16 protein-coding genes and 1 pseudogene are annotated in these 17,472 nt (G+C 64.1%); 11 read left to right on the top strand and 6 right to left on the bottom strand.

Annotation, left to right across the window (positions count from 1 at the left end):
- Positions 1–159: 159 nt before the first annotated feature.
- The 3 genes and pseudogenes from ACIPV6_RS19675 to ACIPV6_RS19685 form a co-directional block, all read left to right on the top strand.
- Positions 160–324 (top strand): annotated as a pseudogene (locus ACIPV6_RS19675) (DUF4244 domain-containing protein); the annotation flags it as partial.
- Positions 321–731 carry a TadE family type IV pilus minor pilin gene (locus tag ACIPV6_RS19680; protein ID WP_400272504.1) on the top strand — a complete coding sequence of 137 codons (411 nt, stop codon included), beginning with the start codon at positions 321–323 and terminating at the stop codon, positions 729–731. The pseudogene ACIPV6_RS19675 and the gene ACIPV6_RS19680, both read left to right, overlap by 4 nt.
- The gene (locus tag ACIPV6_RS19685; protein WP_400272505.1) at positions 724–1,095 is read left to right on the top strand and encodes an Rv3654c family TadE-like protein; all 372 of its coding nucleotides are present in this window, start codon (positions 724–726) and stop codon (positions 1,093–1,095) included. The genes ACIPV6_RS19680 and ACIPV6_RS19685 overlap by 8 nt, the downstream gene beginning before the upstream one ends.
- A gap of 16 nt (positions 1,096–1,111) precedes the next feature.
- Here the strand turns inward: ACIPV6_RS19685 and ACIPV6_RS19690 are convergent, their stop codons facing one another.
- Entirely contained in the window at positions 1,112–3,454 is a 2,343-nt protein-coding gene (locus ACIPV6_RS19690) for a DEAD/DEAH box helicase (RefSeq protein ID WP_400272506.1), read from the bottom strand.
- 86 nt (positions 3,455–3,540) lie between these two features.
- Positions 3,541–4,236 (bottom strand): GNAT family N-acetyltransferase, encoded by a 696-nt coding sequence (locus ACIPV6_RS19695; RefSeq protein ID WP_400272507.1) that lies wholly within the window; start codon positions 4,234–4,236, stop codon positions 3,541–3,543.
- Positions 4,237–4,352: 116 nt separating this feature from the next.
- Here ACIPV6_RS19695 and ACIPV6_RS19700 point away from each other — a divergent pair, with 116 nt between their 5' ends.
- Entirely contained in the window at positions 4,353–5,249 is an 897-nt protein-coding gene (locus ACIPV6_RS19700; RefSeq protein WP_400272508.1) for a rhodanese-related sulfurtransferase, read from the top strand.
- 9 nt (positions 5,250–5,258) lie between these two features.
- On the opposite strand, the gene ACIPV6_RS19705 is transcribed toward ACIPV6_RS19700, so the two are convergent.
- Both ACIPV6_RS19705 and ACIPV6_RS19710 read right to left on the bottom strand, forming a co-directional pair.
- Positions 5,259–5,792, bottom strand: coding sequence for a hypothetical protein (locus tag ACIPV6_RS19705; protein WP_400272509.1), 534 nt, complete (start codon positions 5,790–5,792; stop codon positions 5,259–5,261).
- A gap of 52 nt (positions 5,793–5,844) precedes the next feature.
- Positions 5,845–6,288, bottom strand: a complete 444-nt coding sequence (locus ACIPV6_RS19710) for a hypothetical protein (protein WP_400272510.1) — start codon at positions 6,286–6,288, stop codon at positions 5,845–5,847.
- 92 nt (positions 6,289–6,380) lie between these two features.
- Here ACIPV6_RS19710 and ACIPV6_RS19715 point away from each other — a divergent pair, with 92 nt between their 5' ends.
- The 7 genes from ACIPV6_RS19715 to proC all read left to right on the top strand — a co-directional run bounded on the left by ACIPV6_RS19715 (position 6,381) and on the right by proC (position 15,331).
- Complete coding sequence (locus tag ACIPV6_RS19715) at positions 6,381–8,039, top strand: methyltransferase (protein WP_400272511.1); 1,659 nt, start codon at positions 6,381–6,383, stop codon at positions 8,037–8,039.
- The gene (locus ACIPV6_RS19720) at positions 8,036–8,746 is read left to right on the top strand and encodes an ArsR/SmtB family transcription factor (RefSeq protein WP_400272512.1); all 711 of its coding nucleotides are present in this window, start codon (positions 8,036–8,038) and stop codon (positions 8,744–8,746) included. The genes ACIPV6_RS19715 and ACIPV6_RS19720 overlap by 4 nt, the downstream gene beginning before the upstream one ends.
- Before the next feature lie 112 nt (positions 8,747–8,858).
- Complete coding sequence (topA, locus tag ACIPV6_RS19725) at positions 8,859–11,582, top strand: type I DNA topoisomerase (RefSeq protein WP_400272513.1); 2,724 nt, start codon at positions 8,859–8,861, stop codon at positions 11,580–11,582.
- A 70-nt stretch (positions 11,583–11,652) separates the two neighbouring features.
- Positions 11,653–12,105, top strand: a complete 453-nt coding sequence (locus tag ACIPV6_RS19730) for an SseB family protein (protein WP_400272514.1) — start codon at positions 11,653–11,655, stop codon at positions 12,103–12,105.
- Between the two features lie 71 nt (positions 12,106–12,176).
- Positions 12,177–13,283 carry a Ppx/GppA phosphatase family protein gene (locus ACIPV6_RS19735; RefSeq protein WP_400272515.1) on the top strand — a complete coding sequence of 369 codons (1,107 nt, stop codon included), beginning with the start codon at positions 12,177–12,179 and terminating at the stop codon, positions 13,281–13,283.
- A gap of 1 nt (position 13,284) precedes the next feature.
- A complete protein-coding gene (locus tag ACIPV6_RS19740; protein ID WP_400272516.1) occupies positions 13,285–14,118 on the top strand; it encodes a sugar phosphate isomerase/epimerase family protein in 834 nt (277 codons plus the stop codon).
- 382 nt (positions 14,119–14,500) lie between these two features.
- The gene (gene proC, locus ACIPV6_RS19745) at positions 14,501–15,331 is read left to right on the top strand and encodes a pyrroline-5-carboxylate reductase (protein WP_397325629.1); all 831 of its coding nucleotides are present in this window, start codon (positions 14,501–14,503) and stop codon (positions 15,329–15,331) included.
- Positions 15,332–15,348: 17 nt separating this feature from the next.
- On the opposite strand, the gene ACIPV6_RS19750 is transcribed toward proC, so the two are convergent.
- A complete protein-coding gene (locus tag ACIPV6_RS19750; protein WP_387439446.1) occupies positions 15,349–16,035 on the bottom strand; it encodes a potassium channel family protein in 687 nt (228 codons plus the stop codon).
- Positions 16,028–17,461, bottom strand: coding sequence for a TrkH family potassium uptake protein (locus tag ACIPV6_RS19755; protein ID WP_400272517.1), 1,434 nt, complete (start codon positions 17,459–17,461; stop codon positions 16,028–16,030). The genes ACIPV6_RS19750 and ACIPV6_RS19755 overlap by 8 nt, the downstream gene beginning before the upstream one ends.
- Between the last annotated feature and the right edge of the window lie 11 nt (positions 17,462–17,472).

The following is a 17,472-nucleotide window of genomic DNA, read 5'->3' on the forward strand; positions in this document are numbered from 1 at the left end:
TCAAGGGTGGTGGCGCAGCCGGAAGAGTCGAAGCCACCGGAGAAACCTCCGGCCCTCGTGAAAGGAAATATCGTGAACTCGCCAACCACCACACTGACCGCGCACCGTGCCCAGAAGGATAACTCCCAGGCCCGGAACAAGCAGGGCAAGCTGCGCCTGCGAAGCCACCTGACCGGAGGCGAAGCGGGCATGGCCACCGCGGAGTACGCCATTGCCACCCTCGCAGCCGTGGGACTGGCCGGCCTGCTGGTGGTCCTCCTTCGGAGCGACGAGGTCCGCGGCTTCCTCCTCAACCTGATCCGGACGGCGCTCTCCCTGCCATGAGCGAGGAACCACCACAGGAGGCCGTGCGTGCCCGTCCGCTTCGCGCGAGGCAGGCCGGGGCGATCACCGCCGAGTTTGCTGTGGCTCTCCCGGCGGTGGTCCTGCTCTTGGCGTTCCTGCTGGCGGGCGGGGCTGCGGGGCTGACGCAGTTGCGCTTGGAGGAGGCAGCCCGGGCGGGGGCCCGTGCCTTGGCCCGGGGCGAGTCCAACAGCGCCGTGTCAGGAATCGTGCAGCGCAGCGCCGGGGAGGGCGCCGCCGCCGGGATTGCCAGCGATGGTGGTTGGGTGCGCCTAGAAGCCTCGGCACGCGTAGGCGGCGCCTTGGGGATGCTGATCCCTTGGACCCTGAGCGCCACGGCGGATGCCCCGCAGGAGTCCTCGGGTACGGAGGTACCAGCGGATGGTTGAGTTCACCACGCGATGCAACGCCCGCGGTCCCGAAAGGGGTTCCGGGACGGTCCTGGCCCTCGGACTGGTAGCCGTTGCGGTGGCACTTTTCGCGGGGATCTTGTTACTGTCCCAGGCTGCGGTCATGGCATCGAAGGCGGCAACAGCGGCGGATCTGGCCGCGCTCGCAGCAGCCGACGCAGCCCGGGGTCTGGTAGCCGGTGAGCCGTGCAGCGTCGCTGAAGGAGTGGCAGCCCGTAACGACGCCCGGATCACGTCGTGTCAGGTGCTTGCGGGCGACGAGGTTCAGGTGGCCACGGAATTCTCGCAGCCCTTTGCCTTGGGAGTTGCCACGGGCAGAGCCAGGGCAGGCCCTCCACCCTAAGTCCCGCCCACTACCGTCAGACGGCGTCTTTCAGCAGGACATCAAGGAGCGTGATGGCGGCTGCCTTGTCCAAGGGGTTGTTCTTGTTTCCGCATTTGGGTGACTGGACACAGGACGGGCAGCCGGCGTCGCATTCGCAGGCATCAATGGCTTGTCGCGTGGCGGTGAGCCACACCTTGGCTTTCTCGAATCCACGTTCCGCGAAGCCGGCGCCACCTGGGTGCCCGTCGTAGACAAAGATCGTTGGAACGCCCGTATCTGCGTGAAGCGCGGTGGACACCCCACCAATGTCCCATCGGTCGCTGGAGGCCACCAACGGCAGGAGCCCGATCGCAGCATGCTCGGCAGCGTGCAATGCGCCTGGGAACTGTGCCTCCACCAATCCGGCACCATGCAGCGAACGGTTGTCCACCACGAACCACACCGCCTTGGTGAAGAGGTCCCTGGCTCCGAGGTCCAGGGGTTCTTCACCGAGGATCTCATTGGAAATCAAGGCCTTGCGCTGGAAGGAGACCACTTGGGTCGTCACTTTGACATCGCCAAAATGCACCGTGATGTCGCCCCATTGGACCGAGCGGGAGGTTTCCAGCACCTCGATCTGGGTGACATCGCGCGCAGTGGTGTAGAAGTCCGGATTCACGCGCCGGACCATGACGCAGTGGTCGCGCTCATTGAGTTCCTCCACCAGGTAACTCTCACCCTGATGCACGTAGATCGCCCCTGTGTGCGCTTGGTAATGCGTTTGGGGGGAGTCCATGGTGCCCAGGAGGGACCCTGTATCTGCATCCACGATGCTGACGGGGCCACCGCCGTCGGCCCTGAGATTCACCATGCCGGCAGCGCTTTCCGAATGGGTCCAGAACCATCCCGCCGGCCGCTTGCGGAGGTATCCCTGCGCCACCAGGCGGTCGAGGAGGCCCTCCGCGGTGCTGCCAAAAAGCTCAAGTTCTGCGGGGCCGATGGGCAACTCGGCGGCTGCGGCGCACAAATGCGGTCCCAGGACGTAGGGGTTGCCGGGGTCGAAGACCGTCGCTTCGACGGATACATCGAAAATTGCCTGTGGGTGGTTCACCAGATAAGTGTCCAGGGGGTCGTCGCTGGCCACGAAGGCTGCGATGGCGTCCTGCCCGGCACGGCCCGCCCGGCCGATCTGCTGGAAGAGCGATGCCCGCGTTCCGGGCCAGCCGGCAACCAAAACGGCGTCGAGCCCGGAGATGTCGATGCCCAGTTCCAAAGCGGACGTACTCGAGACGCCAAGCAACTGTCCGGAGCGCAATGCCTGTTCCAGGGCCCGCCGCTCCTCGGGCAGGTAACCCGAGCGGTAAGCGGCAACGCGGCCGGGCAGCGAGGGATCAACGTCGTCCAACAGCCGTTTGGTGATGGACGCGATGGACTCTGCACCGCGCCGGGACTTGATGAAGGCAATGGTCCGGACCCTCGAGGACACCAGGTTGGCCAGGATGTCGGCGGTCTCGGCCACGGCCGTCCGGCGCTGCTTGGCTCCGTTCTCGCCCTTGAGGTCGGTGAGGGCAGGTTCCCAGAACGCTACTGTCGTGGATCCGTGGGGCGAACAGTCTTCGGATATCTCCCTGGCCGGAGCACCGATCAGCCGGCCGAACGAGACTCCAGGATCGGAGGCCGTGGCGGACGCCGCGATGAAGACGGGCTCGGGGAAGGAGGAGCCGGCACCGTAGTAGGCACAGATCCTGCGCAGCCTGCGCATCAGGTTGGCTACATGGGAACCGAACACGCCGCGGTAGCTGTGGGCTTCGTCGACGATCACGTAGCGGAGCCGCCGGAAGAACTTGGCCCACCAGGCATGGTTGGGCAGGATCCCGAAGTGCAGCATGTCCGGATTCGCCAGGATGAAGTTGGCATGGTCACGGATCCAGCGCCTGGACGCCATGTCGGTGTCGCCGTCGTAGGTTTCGGCACGAACGGTGGGCAGCTTCAGCGCGCGGATGGCGGCGAGCTGATCCGCGGCCAGGGCTTTGGTGGGGGACAGGTACATGGTCACCGCGCCGTCGTCGTGGATCTTTCCGGGCTCGGACAGTACACGCAGTTCCGAGCGATGGATGGCGTCCAGTGCAGGCAACTGGTAGGCGAGGGATTTGCCGGAGGCTGTTCCCGTGGCGATCACCACGTGCTGGCCGTCATGGGCGAGGCCGGCTGCCTGGACCTGGTGCCGGTAGGGTTCCTGGATGCCCAGCCCCTGGTATGCGGCCACGATGTCCGGGTGCACCCAGTGAGGCCATGGCTCGTTGACGGCTTTGCGGGCTGGAATGGTGTGGACGTGGCGCAGTTGTTCGGGGTCAGGGGTCCGGCCCAGCAGGGAGATCAACGGGTTTGGTGCAGCCACCAAATCATTCTGTCATTCCGGTGCAAACCGGACGTGGCGGCCCCCAAGAGGGGACCGCCGTCGTTCAGGCTACCCAAGGCCTGGTTTCAGGCAACGGACAGGTCGGAACCGCCTGTGCTGCTGACGGACATCATGAGGACGTGGCACACCACGTCCCAGCCCAGGTGGGAGTACAGCTTTTGCCCGTCCAGTGAGGCGAGCAGGAGACCGTTTTGGACATCGTGGGCGAAGGCCTGGGCGGCCAGGGCCTTCATGATGAAGCTGCCGAGACCCCTGCGCTGGAAAGCGGGCTCGGTAACGATCTTGTCGAAAACCGCGGTGCCGTTCACCACGTAGACCCGGCCGCTGGCGGCAACCTGCTCACCGGAATGGACCACGGCGTAGTGCACGCCGTTGGACTCGGAGGTTGCCAATTCCAAATCGTCGTCAGGCAACCAGGGATCCTCGGCATCCTGGGTTTCCATATCCACGATCATCATGGTTTGGGAGGCCGAATTGACGGTGAGGCCGTGCTGTTCGGCGAGGTACTTGTACCGCTGGACGTCGTTGGTGAGGACCGTCAGGATACGGGTGTCGGCCTCGGACGTCTTGGCGGCAAGGGTTGCGAATTCTTCGTCGGAAGGATCGTGGGCGAAATACTCCCAGTCACCGGTCTTGTCGGCGCGGAGTGCGGCGGGGAAACGTCCCTCTTGACGCGATTCATAGCCCCGGCAACCGGACCAGCCGGCTACCCAGACTTCCAAGAGGTGCGCGATGTCTTCAACCAAGGCGTCTGGACTCATGTAGAGAGACTATGCCAGGGCACCTGGAAGCAACAGAGCACGCAGGGCCCAGCCTTCCGTGCTTATGAAATTGTGACGTCGGCGCGCGATTGTAGTACACCAAGTACCCTTTAACGGTGGCTTTGAACCGAATTGTGCTTTTCTACGGCTTTACTCCGATCGCCGATCCTGACGCGGTGCGTCTCTGGCAGCGTGCCCTGTGCGAGAAACTGGGCCTCACCGGGCGGATACTCATCTCCAAGGACGGCATCAATGCCACGGTGGGCGGCGAGCTGAACAACATGAAGCAGTACGTCAAGACCACCCGGGAATACAAGGGCTTCCACGGCATCGACTTCAAGTGGTCGGAGGGCGGCGCCGACGATTTCCCGCGCCTCAGCGTCAAGGTCCGCGATGAGATCGTGTCCTTCGGTGCGCCCGGCGAGCTGAAGGTGGACGGGAACGGCGTGGTGGGCGGTGGCAAGCACCTGCAACCCGAGGAACTGCACACCTTGCTGGACACCAAGAAGGCCGACGGCGAGGACGTCGTGTTCTTCGACGGACGCAACGCCTTCGAAGCCCAGATCGGAAAGTTCAAGGATGCAATCGTGCCGGATGTCGCCACCACGCACGATTTCATCAAAGAGTTGGACTCCGGCAAATACGACGCCCTCAAGGACAAGCCCGTAGTCACCTACTGCACCGGGGGCATCCGTTGCGAAGTCCTTTCCAGCCTCATGGTCAACCGGGGCTTCAAGGAGGTCTACCAGCTGGATGGCGGGATTGTCCGGTACGGCGAGACATTCAAGGACCAGGGCCTCTGGGAAGGCTCCCTGTATGTGTTCGACAAACGCATGCACGTTGAGTTCAGTGACGACGCCAAGACCATCGGTGAGTGCGTCCGGTGTGCGTCCCCAACCAACAAGTTCGAGAACTGCTCCAACCCAAGCTGCCGGACGCTTACGCTCTATTGCGCAGAATGCGCCTCGGACCCGGCAACGTTGCGGTGCCCCGGGGGTTGCGAAGCGGCCTGAGCGTCGGAGTCAGAGCCGGCTGACCCGGTAGGCGAAGTTCGCATCGGACCTGGCGCCCACCGTGATGTCGAGGATGGCGTCCTTCTCCAGTTGGACCACGCTGACGCGGGCGTTGGTGCACCCCAGCGTCAGGTCCACCAAGTCGGATTCGCCCATGCGGACGGTGAAGGTGACCCGCCTTGTGCCCCGGCATGCCAAGGTGACGGCATACGTGCCCCCGGGCAATTGGACGGTCTGCTCGGTCTTGGATTCGCCGGGACTGAGGTAGCCGCTGCTGGAGTAGAAGGACCGCCCCTGCGATTCCGGCAGTGCCGACTTGGCCCATTCCTCCAAGGCGTCACCGGTGACGGTCTGCTGCAGGGACGGATCGGGAGGGAGCACCACATTGCTGCCCGCCGGCGCCGTGGGGGTGGCCTGCGGAGCACCCCGGTCGTCATAGGTGTACTCGCAGCCCGTCAGGGTGCCGCCCAAGCCAAGCAAAAGTACGACGGCGGCACTCGCCAGCCGTCGCGACGTTACCGAGCCAGCCAACGCGCCGCCCATGTTCTGACTTTACCCTTGTGGGGCAGGCCGCCATATAGGGCGGACGCGGGATTTAGCCGGCCGCTGGAACCACCTGGTAAGCGAAGATCAAGGGTGCATCGACGCTGCTGGCCGAGATGCTGAGGTCCGCCGTGGCCGGGACTTTGATCTTGGCCACTTCGCGGCTTCCGTTGCAGGCCGCGCCCGCATCTGCAATCTGCTTTCCGCCGGTGCTGACGGCGAAGAAAGCCTTGCCGCCGCCATCGCACGCCATCGTGAGCGTGTAGGTTCCGGCGGCCACGCTGGGCGAGTCCTTGACAATCGGATCGCGGTTCAGGATCTTTCCGGAGTCCTCCAGGACCACGCCGGTAGCGGCAGGCAGCGCATCCTTCTTCCAGGCGGGAACGTCTGCGTGGGCGATGTCCACTGGCTGCTGGCATGCCGTGGCAGCCAACAGCGTTGCCGCGGCGACGGCGATAAGACCGGCAGGGCGCCGTGCGGAGGAGAAAATGAGCATGATTCAACGCTACCGGGTTCCGACGCCCGGCTTTTCCACATAGGCCATCCTGTCCGGAGACCAGGTTGAAACAGCGCCAATAGACTTGCTGGGTGAACCAAACCCCAACAGCCTTTACTTCCGGTGCCACTGCCGACGCTCCCCGCAGCGACCGCCCCGAACTTCTTGCGGCGTTGGCAGCCAACCTTCGCGCCATCCGGTACACGGTGGATGGCGTCGCGGATTTCCTTGGCGAATCCGCCTATGCGGCACTCGGCAGGGACCAACTCATTCCAGCACTCCTGGTCACTGAACGGCACGCGGGGGCCGGGCAACCAGGGGCGTCGGCCTTGTCGGTGATCGTCCGGCTGTGGCTCCTCGCGGTTCCGCAGGCGGCCAGAGACGTGGACGCTGCGCTGCCGGATGTAGGGGCGCATGGTCTTGCCGAGCTCGGACTGGTGACTCTTGACGGCGAAGTCGTGGCTGCGAAGGCGGATCTGCGGCCTTATGGCTGGGACGCCAACGCGGACGGAACGGGGGGAGCGGAACTCTGGGTGGCCAGCGACCTCGCCGCCCACCAGCAGCCGGGTGTCCTGAGGCACGACCACGTGCTGGGGATAGGCCAAGCGTCAACCACGCTGGTTCAAACAACCATCCGCCACCACACCAAGCGGGCTCTGGACTTGGGTACCGGGTGTGGAATCCAGACCTTCCACCTGTTGCATCACTGTGAGCATGTGACTGCCACGGACATCTCTGTACGTGCCCTTGCTTTCACCCGTTTCAACCTGCTGCTTAACGCTTCCGAACTCGGGCTCGACCCCGCGGACCTGGAAGCCCGCGTGAGCCTGAAGCTTGGCTCGTTGCTGGAGCCGGTTGCGGGGGAAACGTTTGGACTGGTGGTGTCCAACCCGCCATTCGTGATCACGCCGCGGAGCAGCGGAGAGTCCGCTGCCGATCAGTTCACGTACCGCGATGCCGGACTCCCGGGCGACGATATTGTCTCTTCGCTGGTGACGTCATTGGCCACCGTCCTGGAGCCGGGTGGAACGGCGCAGATGCTGGGAAACTGGGAGATTGCCTCGGGTTCGGAATGGCAGGACCGGCCTACCTCCTGGCTCGAGGGCTCAGGCCTGGACGTGTGGTTCATCCAGCGCGAGCAGGTAGGTCCGGAACAGTACGCCGAGACCTGGCTCCAGGATGCTTCCGAGGGCAGGGACCGTGCCCATTACCAGGACGCGTATGCCGCCTACCTTGACGATTTCGCGTCCAGGGGCGTTGAAGGCATCGGCTTCGGCATGATCTGGCTGCGGCGTCCCTCAGGCGGCGAGGAAGTCCTGAAGAGGTTCGAGGAAATCACCTACCCCATCGAGCAGCCGATCGGTCCGCACTTGGGAGCTGCCGTGGATCGCGCCGATTGGGTTGCCGGCAACAACCTCGCGGACGCCCACTTGCTTGTCGCCGACGATGTCACGGAGGAACGGCACCAGCGCCCGGGAGCCGAGCACCCCGGCGTGATCCTGCTCAGGCAGGGCGCAGGCCTTCGCCGGACCAACCTGCTCAGCTCGGAACTGGCCGGCTTCGTGTCCACGTGCGATGGCGAACTGTCCGTGGGCCAGATCATCACCGCCCTGGAAGTGCTCCTGGGTGGGGGAGCTGACTTTGATGCGGATGCGTTCCGTGAGGGTCTGTTCAGCGACGTCCGGAACCTGGTCCGGGACGGATTCCTGCTTCCGGACGGCCAGTTGCCCGGCCATGAGGTGTCCGCATGACGGCGGCGCACACGCCGCACTCCACCAGGACCAGCACTCCAACAAGTGACGCTGATTACACTGATGAAGTGAGTGTGAACAACGAGGCATCCGAGGCAGAAGGCGGAGTTCCGCGTCGCAAGAGGGCCGAAAAGACCGTGGAGATCACCGATCCCAAGGCCATCCGCGCCCTGGCCCACGCGGCCCGGCTTGAAGTCATCTCGGAACTCTATGCCACGCAGGTGAGTCACACCGCCACAGAACTGGCCGCGAGGACGGGCCTGACGCCCAGTGCCATGAGCTACCACCTCCGTGCCCTCCAGAAATGGGGAATCGTGGCTCCGGCGGAAAACGCCGGCGACGCCAGGGAGCGTCGCTGGAAAGCCGCCGGCACGGACTTCACCATCTCGGGCGGCAGCGTGGCCAGCCCCGAGATCGCCGTCGTGGACCTGGAGTTGGATGCCTTCCGGCGCAGGGCTTCGGCGTTCGCCAAGGCCAGGGGTGAGCGGAGGCAGCGCGGAGACACCGCGGAGGAACCGGCGGCGGTGGTCCTGGCCAGCAACCTGCTGTACCTGACCAATCCACAGCGCAAGGAGCTCTCCGACAGGATCCGTGAGGTCATCAGGGAGTACGAATTGGAGGATCCCACCCGGATTCCGGACGGCGCGGAGCGCGTGGCTACGCTGTGGTCGATGATCCCGGACGACCGTCTGGCACCCGGCCAATAACCGTCCCAAACCGGCCGGGGTCCCCGGCCAAAAACGCAGAATTCTGCAATTTATGGTGAACTAGGCCAATATGGGCACCAGCCCAATGACACATTTTTTCTGTAGGAGCACCGTGCCCAGCAAGGCAAAAACCGGCAAGAAACTCGTGATCGTGGAGTCTCCGGCCAAGAGTAAGACCATCGCCAAATACCTTGGCGAGGGCTTCATCGTCGAGGCTTCGATCGGCCATATCCGGGACCTCCCGCAGCCGTCGGACCTCCCTGCAGAACTCAAGAAGACATCCCTCGGCAAGTTCGCCGTCGACGTCGAGAATGACTTCAAGCCTTATTACGTTGTCTCGCCGGACAAGAAGAAAAAGGTTGCCGAGCTCAAGGCCCAGCTGAAAGACGCTGACGCGCTCTACCTCGCAACCGATGGGGACCGCGAAGGCGAAGCCATCGCGTGGCACCTCCTCGAGGTCCTGAAGCCCAAAGTCCCCGTGTACCGCATGACCTTCGGTGAAATCACCAAGGAAGCCATCCACCGGGCCATGGACAACCTCCGCGACGTGGACACCGCCCTGGTGGATGCCCAGGAAACGCGCCGTATCCTGGACCGCCTGTACGGCTACGAAATTTCTCCGGTCCTGTGGCGGAAGGTGGCCCGCGGGCTTTCTGCAGGCCGCGTGCAGTCCGTGGTCACCCGCATGGTGGTTGATCGTGAACGGGAGCGCATGGCCTTCCGTGCAGCCTCCTACTGGGACCTAACGGGCCAGTTCGGCGCGGACTCGGGTTCCTTCAAAGCCAAGCTCGCCGCCGTGGACGGTTCCAAGGTGGCTACGGGCCGCGACTTCAACGACAACGGTGAGCTCACTTCGTCCAACGTGGTACACCTCAATGAGGAACTTGCCACGTCCTTGGCGACCGGGCTGGAGAACGCCGATTTCCGCGTCCGCTCGGTAGACACCAAGCCATACACCCGGCGTCCGGCCGCGCCGTTCACCACGTCTACGCTGCAGCAGGAAGCCGGCCGCAAGCTCCGGTTCTCCTCGAAGAGCACCATGCAGGTGGCGCAGCGCCTGTACGAGAACGGTTACATCACCTATATGCGTACCGACTCGTCCGCACTGAGCGATGAGGCTGTGACGGCTGCCCGCCGCCAGGCTGCCGAACTCTACGGCCCCGAGTATGTTCCGCAGGGTCCGCGCGTCTACGCCAACAAGGCTGCGAACGCCCAGGAAGCCCACGAGGCCATCCGTCCCGCAGGCGACTCTTTCCGCACTCCGGCCCAAGTGGCGCAGCAGCTGAGCGGAGACGAGTTCCGCCTGTACGAGCTCATTTGGAAGCGCACGGTCGCCTCGCAGATGGCCGACGCCAAGGGTTCCACAGCCACCATCCGCCTGGGTGCCGTGGCAGCGGATGGCCGGGACGCCGAGTTCTCGGCATCCGGTACGGTCATCACCTTCCCCGGCTTCCTGGCTGCGTACGAGGAAGGCAAGGACGCCAGCCGCGAAGATGACGACTCGGACGAGGCCCGCCGCCTCCCCAACGTCGCCAAGGACGACTCCTTGACGGCTTCGGACATTGTTGCTGTTGGCCACGAAACCTCCCCGCCGCCGCGCTATACGGAAGCCTCACTCACGGCTGAACTGGAAAAGAAGGGCATCGGCCGCCCGTCCACGTACGCGTCCACCATTTCCACCATCCAGGACCGTGGCTATGTGCGGAAGCAAGGCTCGGCCCTGGTCCCGAGCTGGATCGCATTTTCCGTGATCCGCCTGCTGGAACAGCACTTCACGGACTACGTCGACTACGAGTTCACGGCTGACATGGAAGGCGACCTGGACAAGATCGCCAACGGCCAGGCCATTGGCGCCGCGTGGCTCAAGCACTTCTATTACGGTGAAGACGCTGATCCCGGGTTGTTGAGCATCGTGAACAACCTGGGTGAGATCGACGCCCGCGAGATCAACTCCGTGCCGATCGCTGACGGCATCATGCTGCGCGTGGGCAAGTTCGGTCCGTACCTGGAGAGCACCCTTCCCACGGTGGACCAGAAGACCGGCGAGGTAGTTGAGTCCGCCCGCGCCAACGTGCCCGAGGAACTTGCTCCCGACGAACTGACGGCCGCCAAGGCCATCGAGCTCATGGAAACTGCCGCACCGGAGGAACGCGTCCTTGGCGTCGACCCGCACACCGGCCACACGGTGGTGGCCAAGAATGGCCGCTACGGCGCATACGTCACCGAGATCATCCCTGAGCTGACCGAAGAACAACTGGCCAACCTGCCGGTGGAGTATTACAAGAACGGCAAGCCCAAGCCGCCGAAGAAGCCCGTGAAGGCCAAACCGCGCACGGGTTCGCTCTTCAAGTCCATGACCGTTGACACCGTCACCCTGGACGAGGCCCTGCAGCTCATGAGCCTTCCCCGTGTCCTGGGCGAGGACGCCGAGGGGAACCCCATCACGGTGCAGAACGGCCGCTTCGGTCCGTACTTGAAGAAGGGCACGGATTCGCGTTCCATCGGATCCGAAGAGGAAATCTTCACCATTACGCTGGAACAGGCCTTGGAGATCTACTCGCAGCCCAAGCAACGGGGTGCCCGTGCTGCTGTGCCGCCGCTGGCTGAATTCGGTCCGGACCCGGTCTCCGAGAAGAACATCGTGGTGAAGGAAGGCCGCTTCGGCCCCTACATCACCGATGGCGTCACCAATATTACGGTGCCACGGTCCACGTCCCTCGAAGAGCTGACCAGGGAGCGGGCTATCGAGCTCCTGGCTGAAAAGCGTGCCAAGGGCCCGGTCAAGCGGACCACCACCCGGAAAGCTCCGGCGCGGAAGGCTGCGGCAAAGAAGTAACCCAGGTACAACTGCCTGCCGGGACGTACCGCGAATTGCGTCCCGGCAGGCATCATGGTCGAGTAGAAGCATGACTGAACAGACAGTTTCACCCGACAACGCCCCCTTGAACGACCTGGAAGCCAAGCTTGCCCTGGCCGAACAGCCGGACGCGAACCCGGTGGACGTCATCCTGGCTTTCCTGAACAACGAGGTGTACCTCGTCAGCTCGGAATCCGTGGACGGCCCTGACTCGTCGGTGGAGCCGCTGGTCCTCTCCAACGCGGACGGACAGCCGGTCCTGGCGGTCTTCAGCCACCCCAGCCGCGTTGACGCACGCTTCCTTGAAGCGGCCCCGCACGTCCTGGGCACCTTGGGTTCGGCCATCCTTGGCAACATCGGCGATGAGCTCGGCCTGGTCATCAACCCGGGAAGCGAGCACGGCTTCGAAATCGATCCCGAGGGAATCGCCAACATCCGCAGGGACTTCAAGCGCGCTGACGAAGTGGACGGTTCCGCGGACCAGCAGGCAACGGCACCATAGGACACCGCCGCGTCAGCGAAACGTCGCCGCGAAGTTGCTTCACGGGGTTCGAATCGGTGAATAATGGCAGAATGCGTCTTGGCGTTCTCGACATCGGTTCCAATACCGTCCACCTGCTGCTCGTGGATGCCCACCCCGGCGCGCGCCCAGTAGCTTTCGCGTCCCACAAGCGCCCGTTGAGCCTGGTCCAGTTCCTTGACGAGGACGGCAACATCAACGATGCCGGTCAGCATGAACTGGTGGAGTTTGTCCTTGAAGCGTGGGAATTCGCTGCGCGCCACAAGGCGGAAGACCTGCTGGCTTTCTGTACGTCGGCCATCCGTGAAGCCACCAACGGGGCCGAGGTCCTGGCGAGGGTGAAGCACGAAACCACGGTGACCCTGCAGGAACTGACCGGCAGCGAAGAGGCGTCCATGACCTTCTTCGCGGTCCGCCGTTGGTATGGGTGGGGCGCAGGTCCCATCCTTGACCTGGACATCGGCGGTGGCTCCTTCGAAATGGCCTATGGCACGGATGAACTGCCGGAATTCGCCACGTCGGTTCCTCTGGGCGCCAGCCGCCTCACCAGGGACTGGCTGCACGAGGACCCGCCGACGGCCAAGAGCGTGAAGGAATTGCGCCGCTACATCCGCTCTACGCTCAAGCCGGTGGTCCGCGAGTTCCACCAACTGGGCAGGGCCAATCTGGTGGCAGGCACGTCCAAGACCTTCAGGTCGCTGGCCCGCATTGCCGGCGCCGCTCCGAGCGCGGCAGGGCCCTACGTGAAGCGCGAGCTCCATGCAGCGGATCTTGGTTTGTGGGCCCAGCGGATTTCCGCGATGACCGTTGCTGACCGCCTCTACCTGCCCGGCGTTTCGGACGCAAGGGCCCGCCAGCTCCTGGCTGGCGCATTGGTGGCGGAAGCCGCCTTGGAGCTGTTCGAGTTCCCCAAGATGGAGATTTGTCCTTGGGCCCTCCGTGAAGGCCTGATCCTGCGCCGCCTCGACCAACTGGTCTTCGAGGAAGCCCTGGACCCGGCTCCGCACGTTGGCAAGCGCAAGAAGGACAAGTCCAAGAAAAAGGCCAAGGAAGACGGGAAAGACCAGGAGGACCACCCCATCAAGGAATTCCCGGTCCCGGTGAACGATCCCGCCCCAGCACCCATCCCAGCCCCCGCAGCAGGCGGGCTGGCCTCCTGAGATGAGTACCGACGTCGAACCTGTTGCCAACAACCGTCAGATACCGGTGGCGCTGTCCAGTGCGTCGGTCTATCCGCTGAGCGTCCATGACGCGTTCGCCGTGGCGCAGGACCTGGGCTATGAAGGCGTCGAAGTCATGGTGACCAACAACGCCGTCAGCCAGAATCCGGACGCGCTCATCCAGTTGAGCCATCGGTACAAGCAGCCGATCGTCTCGATCCATGCGCCTACCTTGCTCCTGACGCAGCAGGTGTGGGGTTCCGCGTGGAACAAGATCGAGCGGTCCTGCCAGATGGCCAGGGAAGTCGGCTGCGACACCGTAGTGGTCCACCCGCCTTTCCGGTGGCAGTCGAATTACGCGGAGAACTTCGCCGAGGGCGTCCGCGAGATTGCGGCCATGTACCAAGTGCATATTGCCGTAGAGAACATGTATCCGTGGCGCGTGCGCGGACGTGAGGCCGTGGCTTACCTGCCGCATTGGGACCCGTTGGGACAGGATTACGACGACGTCACCTGGGATTTCTCGCACGCGGCAACTGCCGGTGCCAACAGTTTGGAAGCTGTTCAGGCGTTGGGCAGCAAGCTCCGGCACGTCCACCTGACGGATGGTTCGGGTTCCGGGAAGGACGAGCACCTGGTGCCCGGTACCGGTACCCAGCAGTGCGCTGACGTCCTCCAGCATCTGGCGTCCAACGGATTCGACGGCGTGGTGGTGGCTGAGATCTCCACCCGCAAGGCGAAAGTCGCCGGGGAGCGCGAGGAAATGCTTGCCGAAACATTGCGCTTCGCGCGGCAGCATCTGAGTGTTCCGCTGGTCCGGAGCCTGGACAGCTAGCGAACAAGGGTCAGTAGACAGCGGAAAGCCCGGGCCGGCTGGCCCGGGCTTTTGCACGTCCGTAGTGCCCGGGGCCGTTTACCTGGGTGTGAAGAAGCGACGGACTACGCCAGCGGCAAGGGTCGGCGGGCGTTAAAAGCGAAAGCACCGGCGGCCGAATCGGGAAATGGGGGAAAACCCGCTCCGGCCGCCGGTGCTGCTGGCGGACATCCCCATGCCCGCCTCATCACTCGCACCCTCAATGAGGTAACTACTAAGTTACGGACCAACATTGGGCGCCGCCTGCAATAACCTTGTGAGCAAGCTGGGAATCCTGGGCCGGTGGGGCCACGATCTGCGTAAGCGTTCGACCCGCCCGAGGGCCAACTGCCATGATGGAGCCATGAGCAACCGAATCGCATTCCTTGGCTGTGGATCCATGAACGAGGCAATTCTTGGCGGCCTTCTTGCCGCGGGTGCCGACCCGTCCGATGTTGTCGCTACGGTGCGCCGCGCTGAGCGGGCGGAGGAGCTGGCCCAGCGACACGGTGTCATGGCGATCGCCGGCGAAGAGGACCCGGACAACAACAAGCTGGCCACCAAGGGTGCGGGAATGGTGATCCTGGGCGTCAAGCCGGTGGGCATCACGGACCTGGCCCGGGAGATCAGTCCCGCACTGGGCAAGGACACCATCGTGGTCAGCGTGGCCGCCGCCGTCTCAATCGCCCAGCTCGAAGCTGCGCTGCCGGAAGGCCAGCCCGTAATCCGCACCATGCCCAACACGCCCGCCAAGCTGGGCCGCGGGGTGGTTTCCGTATCACCGGGAACGCACTGCAGCCCGGAGCAGCTCCAGCAGGCCAAGACGGCGCTGGCAGGTGCCGGCACTGTTGTGGAGGTGCCCGAGGAGCAAGTGGACGCCCTGTCCGCGATCAGCGGCTCCGGACCGGCGTATGCGTTCTACCTTGCGGAGGCCATGGCCGCTGCCGGCGTCGAACTCGGGTTGGACGAGGAGCTGTCGCTCATGCTGGCGCGCGAAACAGTGGCCGGTGCGGGCTTCATGCTCGCCGAGCCCGGTGCGAACCCCACAGACCTGCGCGTGGCGGTTACCAGCCCCAACGGCACCACCGAGCGCGCCATCGCGGCATTCAACGACGGCGGGATCCCCAGGATCATCGCCGACGGCGCCCGTGCAGCGGCTGCGAGGGCAGCGGAGATCACCAAGCAACTCGGCTAGGCGACGAGCAACCCAAGCTACGGCCGGGCCGCGAAGCGTTCCAGCAGGTCCACGTGTCCGGACACGATCAACATGTCGTGTCCGGACACTTTGGTTTCCGGACGCGCATAAGTGAAGTCCTCACCCGGCGTCTTCACGCCCACGATGGTCACGCCGTACTTTGACCGGACCTTGGACTCCTCCAAGGTGAAGCCCACCGTTTCCTTGGGCGGGTACATCTTGACGATTGCGTAGTCGTCGTCGAATTCGATGAAGTCAAGCATGCGCCCGGACACGAGGTGCGCGGCACGGACACCGGCGTCGGCTTCCGGGTAGATGACGTGGTTGGCGCCGATCCTGCTGAGGATCTTGCCATGCGAAGGCGTGATCGCCTTGACCCAGAGGTGCTGGATGCCCAGGTCAACCAGGTTCACGGTGATGAGCACGGATGATTCGATCGACGTGCCCACGCCCACCACAGCCGAGCTGAACTCCTGTGCACCGAGCTGGCGCAGGGCGTCGATGTTGGTCGCGTCCGCTTCCACGACGTGGGTGAGCACGGGAGCCCATTTCTGGACCAGGCTGCGGTCGCGTTCGATCGCCAGGACCTCACGGCCCTGCTTCACCAATTGCTCAGCCGTGGCCGAACCGAAGCGGCCAAGGCCGATCACCAGGACCGGTGCGTTGTGGGCGGGACGGTTGGCCGCCCCCTGGGTGCTAGCCAATGATTGGCCTCTCTTCCGGGTAGTGGAACAGCTGGCTGCGTTGGCGCAGGGCCAGGCCCGCAGCGAGGGTAACGGTGCCGACGCGGCCGGCGAACATGAGGGCCGTCAGGACATAAACGCCCGACGGCGGCAGCTCGGCACTGAGGTTGGTGCTCAGTCCTACGGTGGCGAAGGCGGAAATGGTTTCGAAGAGCACCCGGTCCAGCGACGCTCCGCTGATGGACAGCAGCAGGAAGGCTGCGACGGACACCAGGGTGGCACCGGCAACGATCACGGAGATGGCCACGCGCATGGTGCCTTGTGGGATGGTGCGGCCGTATACCTTGACGTCCGCGTCGCCACGGGCTTCGGCGACGATCGCCAGGAACATGACGGCGATGGTGGTTACCTTGATGCCGCCGGCAGTTGAAGCCGAGCCGCCTCCGGCGAACATGAGCGCGTCGGTGAGCAGCATGGTGGTGGATTCCATGTGGTTCTGGTCCACCAGGTTGAAACCGCCGGAGCGCGTCATCACGGAGGCGAAGAGCGAGTGGATGATCTTGTCGCCCAGGTCCATGTGCGCGATGGTGCGCACGTTGTCCCACTCCATCAGGGCCCACAGCACGGTGCCAGCCAACAGGAGGATGAAGGACACCTGGATGGTGAGCTTGGTGTGGAGGTTCCACTTCTTCCAGTTCAGGCCGTTCTGCTGCAGCACCATGACCACGGGAAAGCCCAGGCTGCCCAGGAACACCCCAAGCATCAGGGGGATGAGGATCCAGAGATCGGTTTCGTAGGGCACGATTCCGTCTGAGTGGGGTGTGAAGCCGGCGTTGTTGAAGGAGGAGATCGAGTAGAACACGCCGTGCCACACGGATTGCCAGAACGGCTCACCCAAAAGCATGAAGCGGGGAATCAAAGCCAAAGCCAAGGCGGCTTCGATCACCACGGAGGTGGTGATGACGATCCGGAGCAGGGTACCCACTTCGCCAAGCCGGCCTGCGTTGTTCATGGCTTCCTGGGCAATGAGCTTGCCGCGGACGCCAAGCCTCTTGCTGACCATGAGGGCCAGCAGGGATGCCAGGGTCAACGTGCCCAAGCCACCCACGAAGATGCCCACAAGGATCACGAGTTGCCCGAAGAAGGACCAGTGGGTGGCCGTTGAAACGACGGTCAGTCCGGTGACGCAAACGCTGGACACCGCCGTGAACATGGCCTGGTGCAGCGGAGTCGCCTCACCGGACGCCGAGGAAGCGGGGAGGGACAAAAGACCCGTGAAAAGCAGGATGACCAGGCCGAACGCCACGAGTGCCAGACGGGCCGGGGAAGTGTTGGCAATATTGTCAATGAAGTCGCGGGCACGCGTGAAGATCCACAAGCCTTCGCGTTCCGGCTGGCCTGGTTGCCAGTTGGCCGGGGCGGTGGACCGCGACTGGCTTTGAGACATGGTGCTCTTCC

Source organism: Paenarthrobacter sp. NPDC089988 (assembly GCF_044748465.1).
Lineage (GTDB): Bacteria > Actinomycetota > Actinomycetes > Actinomycetales > Micrococcaceae > Arthrobacter.

Bases quoted from the DNA above. Each gene is read 5' to 3' on its own strand.
- ACIPV6_RS19680 (WP_400272504.1), top strand. From the start codon at position 321: ATGAGCGAGGAACCACCACAGGAGGCCGTGCGTGCCCGTCCGCTTCGC.
- ACIPV6_RS19685 (WP_400272505.1), top strand. From the start codon at position 724: ATGGTTGAGTTCACCACGCGATGCAACGCCCGCGGTCCCGAAAGGGGT.
- ACIPV6_RS19695 (WP_400272507.1), bottom strand. From the start codon at position 4,236: ATGAGTCCAGACGCCTTGGTTGAAGACATCGCGCACCTCTTGGAAGTC.
- ACIPV6_RS19705 (WP_400272509.1), bottom strand. From the start codon at position 5,792: ATGGGCGGCGCGTTGGCTGGCTCGGTAACGTCGCGACGGCTGGCGAGT.
- ACIPV6_RS19710 (WP_400272510.1), bottom strand. From the start codon at position 6,288: ATGCTCATTTTCTCCTCCGCACGGCGCCCTGCCGGTCTTATCGCCGTC.
- ACIPV6_RS19720 (WP_400272512.1), top strand. From the start codon at position 8,036: ATGACGGCGGCGCACACGCCGCACTCCACCAGGACCAGCACTCCAACA.
- ACIPV6_RS19730 (WP_400272514.1), top strand. From the start codon at position 11,653: ATGACTGAACAGACAGTTTCACCCGACAACGCCCCCTTGAACGACCTG.
- ACIPV6_RS19735 (WP_400272515.1), top strand. From the start codon at position 12,177: ATGCGTCTTGGCGTTCTCGACATCGGTTCCAATACCGTCCACCTGCTG.
- ACIPV6_RS19740 (WP_400272516.1), top strand. From the start codon at position 13,285: ATGAGTACCGACGTCGAACCTGTTGCCAACAACCGTCAGATACCGGTG.
- proC (WP_397325629.1), top strand. From the start codon at position 14,501: ATGAGCAACCGAATCGCATTCCTTGGCTGTGGATCCATGAACGAGGCA.
- ACIPV6_RS19755 (WP_400272517.1), bottom strand. From the start codon at position 17,461: ATGTCTCAAAGCCAGTCGCGGTCCACCGCCCCGGCCAACTGGCAACCA.